At 33.8% G+C, this 12,413-nt stretch carries 9 protein-coding genes, 1 tRNA gene and 3 pseudogenes; 8 read left to right on the plus strand and 5 right to left on the minus strand.

Going from position 1 to position 12,413, the window contains the following annotated elements:
* Positions 1-48 precede the first annotated feature (48 nt).
* A tRNA-Phe gene (locus tag NBW36_RS01345) sits at positions 49-121 on the minus strand.
* A gap of 208 nt (positions 122-329) precedes the next feature.
* On the opposite strand from NBW36_RS01345, the gene NBW36_RS01350 reads away from it, so the two are divergent.
* The 3 genes from NBW36_RS01350 to NBW36_RS01360 all read left to right on the plus strand — a co-directional run bounded on the left by NBW36_RS01350 (position 330) and on the right by NBW36_RS01360 (position 3,922).
* Positions 330-974 carry an IS3 family transposase gene (locus NBW36_RS01350; RefSeq protein WP_250238606.1) on the plus strand — a complete coding sequence of 215 codons (645 nt, stop codon included), beginning with the start codon at positions 330-332 and terminating at the stop codon, positions 972-974.
* Between the two features lie 81 nt (positions 975-1,055).
* On the plus strand, positions 1,056-2,009 hold the full coding sequence (locus NBW36_RS01355) for an IS256 family transposase (protein WP_250238607.1): 954 nt from the start codon (positions 1,056-1,058) through the stop codon (positions 2,007-2,009).
* Between the two features lie 413 nt (positions 2,010-2,422).
* Positions 2,423-3,922: a lipopolysaccharide biosynthesis protein gene (locus tag NBW36_RS01360; RefSeq protein WP_250238608.1), complete on the plus strand. Its 1,500-nt coding sequence runs from the start codon at positions 2,423-2,425 to the stop codon at positions 3,920-3,922.
* Between the two features lie 445 nt (positions 3,923-4,367).
* Here NBW36_RS01360 and NBW36_RS01365 read toward each other — a convergent pair whose 3' ends face one another.
* Positions 4,368-4,553 carry a transposase gene (locus NBW36_RS01365; RefSeq protein ID WP_439099485.1) on the minus strand — a complete coding sequence of 62 codons (186 nt, stop codon included), beginning with the start codon at positions 4,551-4,553 and terminating at the stop codon, positions 4,368-4,370.
* A 938-nt stretch (positions 4,554-5,491) separates the two neighbouring features.
* On the opposite strand from NBW36_RS01365, the pseudogene NBW36_RS01370 reads away from it, so the two are divergent.
* The 4 genes and pseudogenes from NBW36_RS01370 (at position 5,492) to NBW36_RS01385 (ending at position 8,257) form a co-directional block, all read left to right on the plus strand.
* Positions 5,492-6,371: pseudogene (locus NBW36_RS01370) on the plus strand (IS982 family transposase).
* Between the two features lie 75 nt (positions 6,372-6,446).
* Positions 6,447-7,184: an IS256 family transposase gene (locus NBW36_RS01375; protein ID WP_250238609.1), complete on the plus strand. Its 738-nt coding sequence runs from the start codon at positions 6,447-6,449 to the stop codon at positions 7,182-7,184.
* Positions 7,185-7,570: 386 nt separating this feature from the next.
* The gene (locus NBW36_RS01380) at positions 7,571-7,756 is read left to right on the plus strand and encodes an integrase core domain-containing protein (RefSeq protein ID WP_250238620.1); all 186 of its coding nucleotides are present in this window, start codon (positions 7,571-7,573) and stop codon (positions 7,754-7,756) included.
* A 357-nt stretch (positions 7,757-8,113) separates the two neighbouring features.
* The gene (locus tag NBW36_RS01385; RefSeq protein WP_250238621.1) at positions 8,114-8,257 is read left to right on the plus strand and encodes a hypothetical protein; all 144 of its coding nucleotides are present in this window, start codon (positions 8,114-8,116) and stop codon (positions 8,255-8,257) included.
* Between the two features lie 107 nt (positions 8,258-8,364).
* On the opposite strand, the pseudogene NBW36_RS01390 reads toward NBW36_RS01385, so the two are convergent.
* The 3 genes and pseudogenes from NBW36_RS01390 to NBW36_RS01400 all read right to left on the minus strand — a co-directional run.
* Positions 8,365-8,592: pseudogene (locus tag NBW36_RS01390) on the minus strand (transposase); the annotation flags it as partial.
* A gap of 183 nt (positions 8,593-8,775) precedes the next feature.
* On the minus strand, positions 8,776-9,828 hold the full coding sequence (mltG, locus tag NBW36_RS01395) for an endolytic transglycosylase MltG (RefSeq protein ID WP_250238623.1): 1,053 nt from the start codon (positions 9,826-9,828) through the stop codon (positions 8,776-8,778).
* A 109-nt stretch (positions 9,829-9,937) separates the two neighbouring features.
* Positions 9,938-11,050 (minus strand): RelA/SpoT-related domain-containing protein, encoded by a 1,113-nt coding sequence (locus NBW36_RS01400; protein ID WP_250238625.1) that lies wholly within the window; start codon positions 11,048-11,050, stop codon positions 9,938-9,940.
* Positions 11,051-11,354: 304 nt separating this feature from the next.
* On the opposite strand from NBW36_RS01400, the pseudogene NBW36_RS01405 reads away from it, so the two are divergent.
* Positions 11,355-12,176, plus strand: a pseudogene (locus tag NBW36_RS01405) (IS982 family transposase).
* The last annotated feature ends 237 nt before the right edge of the window (positions 12,177-12,413 follow it).

Below are 12,413 nucleotides of genomic sequence, written 5' to 3' on the forward strand. Positions count from 1 at the left end.
TTATATGAGTGCAAAAACAGTTATAGGCTTAGATGGTAAGATATAAGGTGGTGATGAGAGGACTCGAACCTCCGGCCCACGGATTTTCAGTCCGATGCTCTACCGACTGAGCTACATCACCAACATAATCAAGGGACAAGAAATTTACTGATTTTATCATGCTTATACAAATTAATTTAACATAAAAATGAGTTCTTTTGGACCTGTTTTCAGAAACAAGCTGATGATGGCTTGCTTCATAAGTATACTGGACTGAAAAAATCGGACAAAAATATTTTAATTTATTTTCCGTATCGTTTAGTTTTAGAGTCATACAATAAATTAATCAGATGGGTAGAAATAAGATTAGGCATTTTAGTTCGGAAGAAAAAACTAAGATAGTATTCGCTTTACTAAAAGAAGATTTAACGCTAGTTGAGCTGTCTTCCAAATATGGCGTCACTAGTAAAACCCTTCAAAATTGGAAGCGTCAATTTTTAGAGAATGCCTCTATAGCCTTTGATCCATCCAAGGTTGTTAGTGTGTATAAAGAGGAAATTAGCACACTTAAGCATCAAAACGATGCACTTGCGAAGGCTTTAGGAAAGGCTACCGTTGAGCGAGATTGGGCAGTGGGCAAGCTAAAGAGCTTGGATTTACCAAATAAGCAAAGTCTTGTCACATGCAAGCTTCCCAATTTATCCAAGGCAAGACAATGTGCATTATTATCGATACATCGCTCTTTGATATATTACAAAGCTAGGGAATTAAGTGGTTGTAATACATCTGTTTTAAACAAAATAGATTCAATCTACAGGGAACATCCGGAATATGGTTATCGCTATATATACAATCAGCTACAAGAGGATGGCTTTAATGTAGGCAGAGATCGTGTGCTTAAGTATATGGGTGTACTGAATATATCGGCTGTTTATCCACGTAAGAAGCCCTCTATTTCTTGTAGAAATGCTCAGCATAAGGTCGTATGTTTATAGAGGAAAAAAATGGGTCTTTTGTTTTAAGTGTGTAAATATTTTTTAGGATTTATCTTTACCTAAATCGTAACACTTAAAACAATGAAAAGAAAAGAGACAGTTAAAGATGGGATAAGCAAGGCCATAGATGTACTGATAGAATCAGGTGTAGACCTTTCCAGACTTTTTGATCAAGATGGCTTACTCAAACAATTAAGTAAGCGTCTTGTAGAAAAAGCATTACAGTCAGAAATGGATTACCATTTAGGTTATAATAAGTATGCACGTAGTGATTCAGAGAATGTACGTAATAGATTATCCAGTAAGCAAGTTATTACTGATAATGGCGTTATATCGGTTGAAGTACCCAGAGATAGAGCATCGACTTTTGAACCTATTTTATTGCCTAATCGTCAAACAAGAATTCCTGGTTTGGATGATAAGATCTTATCTTTATATGCTAAAGGTATGAGTCTGTCAGATATTCAGATTCAAATACAGGAATTATATGGCGCAGAAGTAAGTGAAAGCCTGATAAGTAACATCACAGACTCTGTTATTGAAGATGTTAAGATATGGCAAAATCGTCCCTTAGAATCAGTCTATTCTATTGTTTTTTTTGATTGCTTTGTAGTTAAAGTTAGACAAAATAAGCGCATCATCAACAAGGCAGTCTATGTCGCTTTAGGTATAGATAGATCTGGCATAAAGGATGTTTTAGGGCTTTGGATGAGTGAAAATGAAGGGGCTAAATTTTGGTTAGGCAATTTAACAGAACTCAAAAATCGGGGTATGAACGATATGCTCATTGCATGTACAGATAATTTGTCAGGCATGTCTGAGGCCATTTCTGCTGTATACCCAAAAACGGAACATCAGCTCTGTATTGTTCATGCAATTAGGGGTAGTTTGCAGTATGTTTCTTATAAACATAGAAAGGTATTAGTTGCTGATTTAAAACCAATTTATACAGCAGTTACTGAGCAAGAAGCATTGATGGCCTTAGAAGCTTTTGCTACTAACGTGAGTTCGGGATTAGATTATTTTTTCATTTGATAATCAATATTAATAAAAATTTATAAAATTTGTTTTATAGACAGTTAAATAGGTAGTTTAATAACAAATAATTCTGGTAATCAGTTTATTATATATATTATATTTATAAAATTAGATATAAAAACTTGTTAAATAGGTGCAAATATTAACTAAATAATTGATATTAAATTGTTGTAAGTCAGTCAAATAAATCCCGAACTCACGTTATTCATAACTGGAGCGAGGCTATGGCACATTTTTTAATTAAATTTGAAAACAGAATTGAATAAAACCAAAAAAATAATTTACACACTTAAGTGGACAGAGCCATATTTAGCAATCCCTCATCTTTTATACCCTAAAAAAGGGCTACCCACTTAGGTCAACCGTAACGAATAAAGAAAAGGAAGGGTATTAAATATCTAATAGCTACCATGCACAATGCGGTTAAAAAACTTGGTAAAGAAACCATTATATATGGTATAAGCAACATTATCGTACGCGGATGTGCGTATTTGGCTTTACTACTTCAAACCAATGTACTGACGCCCAGTGCATATAGCATTATTATAGAATTCTATGGAAGTTATATTGCTTTGGGCCACGTCATCTATGATTTGGCCATGGATATGACCTATTTTAGGTATGTACATACATTAGGCAAACAATATACCTTCAATATAATTGTAACTATATTACTGGTTACCAGTATTATTTTTTCAACCTTACTCATCATATATACCCCACAAATCGCAAAAATAACCAACCACTTAGCCCATATACGTTATTTCTATTATATGGCTGGTATTCTTATGCTAGATACCCTATTGATGATGCCCTATGCGAACCTACGTGTAGAAAAAAAGACCTTTTGGTTTCTGGCGGTGAAATTTTTACAAGCTTTTGCGAATCTTACTTTTTCTTTTATTTTACTTTATTGCCCTCTATATTTAAGATATATAGAATATTTAATGTATAGTGGTTTAAATGTAACCCTATATTTAAATGGGTTAGATGCTGTTTTTATAGCCAATTTATTGTCTAACCTAACCGCTTTAGCCTTTCTACTACCAAATTTTAAGGGATTTTATTTAATCTGGAATAGCCGTACAACTCGGGCAATAGGCGGTTATGCAGCCACTTCTTTTTTTACAACGTTGTTTTTTAGGATGAATGAGACACTACCTCTTTTATTATTTCGACAATTGGTTCCTAATAATTTTTATAGCACCCATACAAAGGAGGAAATGTTAGGCAACTTTGGCACCTCCTATAAGCTAACTCTATGTATAACATTAGGGATTCAAGCCTTTAAACATGCTGCAGAACCATTTTTTTTTGCCAACTCAGGTCGCAAGGAGGCGCTAAAGCTATATAGCCAAACGATGCATCTATTTATACTAGCATCCTGCTTCTGCCTATTGCTTTTTAGTTTAAATATAAATTGGGTGGCAAAAATCCTGATTCCGAATGCAGGTTATCGTCACACCATTGACACCGTATCCTACTTAGCATTTGCACATATTCTTTTAGGTGTCTATTACAACTTTAGTGCGGCCTTTAAACTGAGCGATCATCCACGATATAATACTTGGATCAGTGCATTGGGCAGCCTAGTGATTGGGTTTACAGCACTTCTATTGATACCGAGATGGGCCCATTGGGGCTGCGTATACGCCTCTATCAGTGGTGTAACTGCTATGGGGCTACTGGGGTATTATATGGGTCAAAAATGTTATCCAATACCTTATCATGCACATGGTTTTTTACTTCTTTTGCTTACCTTTTTAGTATTGGGGAAAGTTTCCTTATGGCCAGCCCAACTCGCTTTTTTAGGCACAGGGTGGGCCTATATATTCCTTCATATAACGATTTTGGCCACCTTTTATATCATATCCATTGGATGGAAAAAGTTTATTAACCTTACAAAATAATAGCTGGTCAAGGAATTATACTGGACTGAAAAAATCGGACAAAAATATTTTAATTTATTTTCCGTATCGTTTAGTTTTAGAGTCATACAATAAATTAATCAGATGGGTAGAAATAAGATTAGGCATTTTAGTTCGGAATAAAAAATTAAGAACGTGAGTTCGGGATTTATTTGACTGATTTACAACAATTTAATATCAATTATTTAGTTAATATTTGCACCTATTTAACAAGTTTTTATATCTAATTTTATAAATATAATATATATAATAAACTGATTATAAGAATTATTTGTTATTCAACTACCTATTTAACTGTCTATAAAACAAATTTTATAAATTTTTATTAATATTAATTATCAAATGAAAAAATAATCTAATCCCGAACTCATTTTATTATTTATTGGTTTTCAGGTTTATTTCAGTTCATTTTTGATAGACCATTCCCCTAAACACCTTTTAATATGATATTTGGAGACCTGTATAAGTTATAGGCTATTGCGTCCAAAACGTGTTGTGTATGGGTTTTAGCAAGACCTATATAATGCGCTCTTGAACTTCGGAACCAACTTTTGATACTTCCAAATACGCGTTCTACCTTATACCGAGTTTGAGCCATTGCACGCCGGAACAGGTGTGCAACAAATGGGGTGTAAGTCCCCTGACTCTAATTTGTCTATTTCGGGAGTCTAGCAGGAGGTTGGATTTGTGGGGTGATTCACAGGTTTAAGTTACCTTTAAATGCATCTGCAAAATAGCGAGCTGCAACAAAAGTGAACCCAAATTAGCCTCGTTAAGCCGTTTAAGCGCATTTGCCGACTGTCTAGTGGCTACAGGAAGGCTGATAGTAGGATGGAAAAAAATAGACCATGACCATCATACAAGTGCCGGGGTGTTAGGGGTTGCACGCTATGAATGTTTCACATCGTAGTCCGGGAAATCTGATATGAATCCAGTAGGCTACTGGAAACTTTATTGTGTAAGTAAAGCGAAATCAATAAACGTGAGTTCGGGATTAGATTATTTTTTCATTTGATAATCAATATCAATGAAAATTTATAAAATTTTTTTTATAGACAGTTAAATAGGTAGTTGAATAACAAATAATTCTTATAATCAGTTTATTATATATATTATATTTATAAAATTAGATATAAAAACTTGTTAAATAGGTGCAAATATTAACTAAATAATTGATATTAAATTGTTGTAAATCAGTCAAATAAATCCCGAACTCACGTAATAAGGGTGATATCAGAAGTCCGCGGGGTCCATAATACCGTTCGTATTGATTGGGAAACCACTCAAGAGGAAAGGGACCCTACTTCAGTTAACGAGTTTAAAAGAGTTGAGAATGTCTGATTGCCCTAAAGCTATGAACGGAACATTAAAAGTTCGGCAACTCCAAAGAACTCTATATCTTAAATCCAAGCAATGTAAGGAAGTCAGATTTTATAGTCTATATACCTGAGTTCGGGATTAGCTTGTTAAAAAATAGCTTTAATAAAGTTCCTTTGTTTTTTAAATTTGGAGATAAAAAAATACTAACCAGATTATCCAAAGGAGCCAGTTATGAATGTAGAAAAATTAGTTGAAATATATTATGCTGTTGATGAATTTCTCATAAAGTTTATGCCGTATATGGAAAAACAACTGTTAACCAATTCTAAAAGAAAACCCACTAGAACTTGTTCATTAACTTTGAGTGAAATAATGACTATTCTTATTGCCTTTCATGTGATTGGTTTTAGAAATTTTAAGTCTTATTATATTCATTTACAGAAATTTCATTCTGGTGAATTTGGAAAGTTAGTAAGCTAGAATAGATTTATAGAACTGATCCAAAGAACGTTAGTTCCCTTGTACTGTTTTACACAAAGTCTTGCTAAAAAAAACAGGTTGTTATTTTATGGATGCAACAGCCATCAAGGTTTTCCATATCAAAAGAGCCTATACGCACAGGGTTTTTAAATCGATTGCTACTAAAGGTAAAACCAGCATCGGTTGGTTTTTTAGATTAAATTTGCACTTGATAGTCAATGATTTAGGAGAAATTATGAATTTTCAACTGACCACAGGTAAAACTAATGATAGGCTTCCTGTAGAAAATTTGTATAAACACTTGATGGGTAAAATGTTTGCCGATAAAGGTTACATAAGCAAAGATTTATTTGAAAAACTGATCGAGAAAGGCGTGGAACTCATTACCCAGATCAGAAAAAATATGAAAAATGCTTTTACGCCACTCTGGGATAAACTGATGCTTAGAAAACGATCTATAATTGAAACTATTATAGATCAGCTCAAAAATATTAGCCAGATAGAACATTCCAGGCATAGAAGCATACCTAATTTTCTAGTCAATTTGATAGCTGGAATTACAGCTTATGCACTAAAAGAGAAAAAACCTTCTATAACTAATATATATATGACTGGTTCACAATACGTCTAATCCCGGAGTCTTTTGTTTTAAGTGTATAAATATTTTTTAGGATTTATCTTTACCTAAATCATAACACTTAAAACAATGAAAAGAAAAGAGACAGTTAAAGATAGGATAAGCAAGGCCATAGATGTACTGATAGAATCAGGTGTAGACCTTTCCAGACTTTTTGATCAAGACGGCTTACTCAAACAATTAAGTAAGCGTCTTGTAGAAAAAGCATTATATGCTAAAGGTATGAGTCTGTCAGATATTCAGATTCAAATACAGGAATTATATGGCGCAGAAGTAAGTGAAAGCCTGATAAGTAACATCACAGACTCTGTTATTGAAGATGTTAAGATATGGCAAAATCGTCCCTTAGAATCAGTCTATTCTATTGTTTTTTTTGATTGCTTTGTAGTTAAAGTTAGACAAGATAAGCGCATCATCAACAAGGCAGTCTATGTTGCTTTAGGTATAGATAGATCTAGCATAAAGGATGTTTTAGGGCTTTGGATGAGTGAAAATGAAGGGGCTAAATTTTGGTTAGGCAATTTAACAGAACTCAAAAATCGGGGTATGAACGATATGCTCATTGCATGTACAGATAATTTGTCAGGCATGTCTGAGGCCATTGCTGCTGTATACCTAAAAACGGAACATCAGCTCTGTATTGTTCATGCAATTAGGGGTAGTTTGCAGTATGTTTCTTATAAACATAGAAAGGTATTAGTTGCTGATTTAAAACCAATTTATACAGCAGTTACCGAGCAAAAAGCATTGATGGCCTTAGAAGCTTTTGCTACTAAGTGGAATCAACAATATCCACAAATAGCCTAATCTTGGTATGCTAACTGGGATAATCTGATGGTATTTTTACAGTACCCTAATGCCATGCGTAAGGTCATTTACACAACAAATGTTTGGAATCTGTAAATAGCCAATTTCGTAGAGTTACCAAAAATAAAAAAGTGAGTTCGGGATTTATTTGACTGATTTACAACAATTTAATATCAATTATTTAGTTAATATTTGCACCTATTTAACAAGTTTTTATATCTAATTTTATAAATATAATATATATAATAAACTGATTACCAGAATTATTTGTTATTCAACTACCTATTTAACTGTCTAATAAAACAAATTTTATAAATTTTCATTGATATTGATTATCAAATGAAAAAATAATCTAATCCCGAACTCAGGTATTGATTATAATTGTAATGGAAAGATTTTTTAGAACCCTAAAATATAATTGCATATTTATCAATGATTTTAAAAATATTAAAGTGTTAAAAGAGGGAATTAATAGGTACATTACCAAGTATAATTATAAAAGATTCTATTCTAGCATTAACTATCAAAAACCTATGAACGTGAGTTCGGGATTAGATTATTTTTTCATTTGATAATCAATATCAATGAAAATTTATAAAATTTGTTTTATTAGACAGTTAAATAGGTAGTTGAATAACAAATAATTCTGGTAATCAGTTTATTATATATATTATATTTATAAAATTAGATATAAAAACTTGTTAAATAGGTGCAAATATTAACTAAATAATTGATATTAAATTGTTGTAAATCAGTCAAATAAATCCCGAACTCACGTTATGAGTGTTTATCTTAGGTATTTAAAAAATGGGGGCTAGAAAATGGGAAAAAGTAGGAAACAAAATTAAGGAAAATTTGTCCGAAGAAATCAGTCCAGTATACAATTCATAGCGTGCAACCCCTAACACCCCGGAACTTGTAAGATGGTTATGGTCTATTTTTTCCATCCTACTATCAGTCTTCCTGTAGCGACTAGACAGTCGGCAAATGCGCTTAAAAGGTTTAACGAGGCTAATTTGGGTTCACTTTTGTTGCAGCCCGCTATTTTGCAGATGCATTTAAAAGTAACTTGAACCTGTAAGTCGCTTCACAAATCCAACCTCCTTCTAGACTCCTGAAATAGACAAATTAGAGTCTGGGGACTTACACCCCATTTGTTTCACACCTGTGCCGGAGTGCCATTAGAAATCCGATACATATGGCTGATAACGAGCAAACCTACAATCAAACGAATAGGTAAAGGAGGTTGGCCAGGACCATGGCTAAAATAGCGGTCTAAATCTGATATTAGGGAGTGCCAAGGAATGGAATCAGCTAACTGAAATAAAGCCTGTTTGGGATTAAGAAAACCAGATAAGCGTTGCTCAAATAACCTATCACAATTATGATATATTCTCTTAGATTTCATCCTTATTTTGCAAGGTTTTTATACAAAATAACGCAAAATTTGGTTATTCTACAATACAAATTTAATCATATTTATCTTGATTAACAAATAAATATATAATATTTCAGGGATGACTATTTAACTACCCGCTCAACTGGGTGATATACAATCGCATTTGCACAGAACGAGTGCGTAGTTCAAGCTTCAATGCATAATTTGTAGCCTATCCAGGGCTTTTCTATATTTATAGGCATTTTTTAAATGTGCACTATAATGACGCGCAAAGTAATGCAACCCTGAAAAATCTTCTTTCGCTGAAAAAAAAAGATAATCATGTGGCACATAATTGAGTACCGCATCAATCATAGCCACGCTGGGTAAACCAATAGGTCCAGGTGGTAGACCTTTCTTACGATAAGAATTATAAGGCGAATCGATATAGGTATCTTGTTGCAACACTCTGTTAATAAGCAGTTGCTTTTCTCTCAGTGCATAGATAAGCATTGGACAGGATTGAAGCGGCATATTACGTTTTAGTCTGTTTAGATAGACCCCTGCAATCATAGCTGCTTCTTGTGGATCATTTGTTTCCGCTTGCACGATAGAAGCCAAAATAGAAACATCAATTGGACTTAATTGTATTTTTTTTGCTTTATGCATCCGTGTTGTGTTCCAAAAACGTTGATAAGCCAGGTGCATTTTTGATAAAAGTTGTTCTGCAGTAATGGTCCAGTATACCTCATAGGTGTCTGGAATAAACATGGTTAATACATTTTCTGGCGTAAATCCATAGGAAGATAACTTTTTAGCATCATGTAGCAAGTTGCATAGTGCTTCTTTGTTTACACCTATACGGCTGATCAGTTGGTCTACTAACGAAGTTGTATTGGCCGCGGTGGAAAAAGTAAGCTTAACGGGATGCTGCATACCACCACGCAACATCCTGATCAATTGCCAATTGGTTATATTACCCATGAGTCGATATTGGCCGGGTGTATTTTTAGGATGGTACTTCAACAAATAGACTGCCCATAAAAAGGCAGCTCCATTTCTTATATATCCTTCATTTTTTAGTTGCTCTTTGAGTTGGTAGCGTGTACACCCTCTTGGAATAAGCAATAAACAACTGGTTGCATGGACATTAGGCAGACCAAGTATCGCATATAAAGTAACGCAAATCAAAAAGGTAATCGCAACCATCCATTGCATCCTTTTTTTAAAAAAGAAAGCAGTATAAATGGAGGTAAGATCTACCATAGATTAATAGACAATTATACAATCATTGAACAACTAGGTAAAAGACAGATGAAGTCCATAAAGCGCAATCTGAAAACCACCAATTTTTACGCCACTGTTTGATTTGCGCCTATAGGGTATACTTATATCTCCAATGTGCTGCCTTACCATGCTCCGCTATATAATCCATGCGTTCTGTACGTATTTGTACTTCTAATTGTCCATATTTATAGGTTTCAAAGGTAAGATGAAGCGATTCGTAGCTACTGTCTCTTGGTGTACTGACCCAGTCCCTCATAATATTGCACATTGGCTTATAAAGATTACTAATGATACTAAGCATTCTCCAACAAGCTACTTTTTCCTCTTGTAACGTTTTACCATCCATATTGGTTAGAATGATTCTGATGGCAGTAAGGTCATGTACTTGGTCAAAGCTAATCTTTAATTTTTTAATTTTATGCCAAATAGAATAAACAGATTTAATCCGTTTTTTTATGATAAAATGAATGCCACGTGTTTGCAGAGCGGCTTGAACTTCCTCAGCAATAAGATTTAGCTTTTGTTGCCTTTTCATTTTAGTCATCCCAAGTTTGGCAGTGATGGCATAGTAACTAAGTGTATCTGTATGCTTTAGCCAAAAATCTGCTAATTTGGTTTGAATATCATACATCCGCATTCTATGCGAGAGTGGGATATAAAAATATTTTAGATCAAGCAATAGTTGAGCACTAGAATGGACCAATTCTGAATCTAGATTTTCCAAAGCTACACCGCTACAATGTACACGAATGATGTCACACATTTGTAGCAAAATGGCTACAATATGGTGGCAATTTATATCAGGATGATGCGGATAATTACGAATGGTATCATTACGCAATCTATAGCGCTTTAGTGCTTCCAGTTCCTTCAATATGGAGGTTGCTTTTGCGCCAAATCGCTTTTCAACAGCTTCTTCTTTAATCAATCCTGCTAAAAAAGCTGGTGTTAAGATCGCGGCTATAGCAGTAGGCAGATCTAAAGACATCTCCGTAGTAGCAATGATCGCTACTTGTAGTGACTCTTTTACCGAAGGCTTGAATGTAGCTTTGTCTACTTGCTCTCCAAAGTGCTCTGCCCATTGATATGCTTCCTGGATAATGGAACAGGATTGTTTTATGTCATTTGCATGCTGGCTTACCGCTCTTGCAAGTTGATGCAGATTCCAAGCGTTGACATCAGGGACTGTATGCTTTTTCATCATTCTGTACAATCAAAAAAAAATTACATTGGCCAGTTCCACAAGCTTATGCGTTTAGGTGATCGGCTTACCCCTAAGGTAAGCTCTCTATTTTAAAGTTACAAACTAATCATGCGAACAGCAAAAATAATCTTATAACCTAAGTTCGGGATTAGCTTGTTAAAAAATAGCTTTAAAAAGCTTCTTTGTGTTTTAAATTTGGAGATAAAAAAATACTAACCAGATTATCCAAAGGAGCCAGTTATGAATGTAGAAATAATTAGTTGAAATATATTATGCTGTTGATGAATTTCTCATAAAGTTTATGCCGTATATGGAAAAACAACTGTTAACCAACTCTAAAAGAAAACCCACTAGAACTTGTTCATTAACTTTGAGTGAAATAATGACTGTTCTTATTGCCTTTCATGTGATTGGTTTTAGAAATTTTAAGTCTTATTATATTCATTTACAGCAATTTCATTCTAGTAAATTTGGAAAATTAGTAAGCTAGAATAGATTTGTAGAACTGATCCAAAGAACGTTAGTTCCCTTGTACTGTTTTACACAAAGTCTTTCTAAAACAAAAACAGGTTGTTATTTTATGGATGCAACAGCCATCAAGGTTTGCCATATCAAAAGAGCCTATACGCACAGGGTTTTTAAATCGATTGCTACTAAAGGTAAAACCAGCACCGGTTGGTTTTTTGGATTAAAGTTGCACTTGATAGTCAATGATTTAGGAGAAATTATGAATTTTCAACTGACCACAGGTAAAACTAATGATAGGCTTCCTGTAGAAAATTTGTGTAAACACTTGATGGGTAAAATGTTTGCCAATAAAGGTTACATAAGCAAAGATTTATTTAAAAAACTGATCGAGAAAGGCGTGGAACTCATTACCCAGATCAGAAAAAATATGAAAAATGCTTTTATGCCACTCTGGGATAAACTGATGCTTAGAAAACGATCTATAATTGAAACTATTATAGATCAGCTCAAAAATATTAGCCAGATAGAACATTCCAGGCATAGAAGCATACCTAATTTTCTAGTCAATTTGATAGCTGGAATTACAGCTTATGCACTAAAAGAGAAAAAACCTTCTATAACTAATATATATATGACTGGTTCACAATACGTATAATCCCGAACTGAGGTGCTTACTAATAATGGCAACCCACCCAAACCCACATGCATGTTTCATTAACATTACTTTTCATAAAAAAACTAAATGGCCGAAAAAACGGCTTGTTTTAAATTTCTTTGTGGCATACAAATTCTATTTATTAGACAACGTGATAAAAACCTATTTCTGTTGTAGTGCATCTTATACATTTAATAATTATTTATTTCAATAACCATTTGGCTTACCTGTACTGGT

It is taken from the genome of Cardinium endosymbiont of Oedothorax gibbosus (genome assembly GCF_936981045.1).
Lineage (GTDB): Bacteria > Bacteroidota > Bacteroidia > Cytophagales > Amoebophilaceae > Cardinium.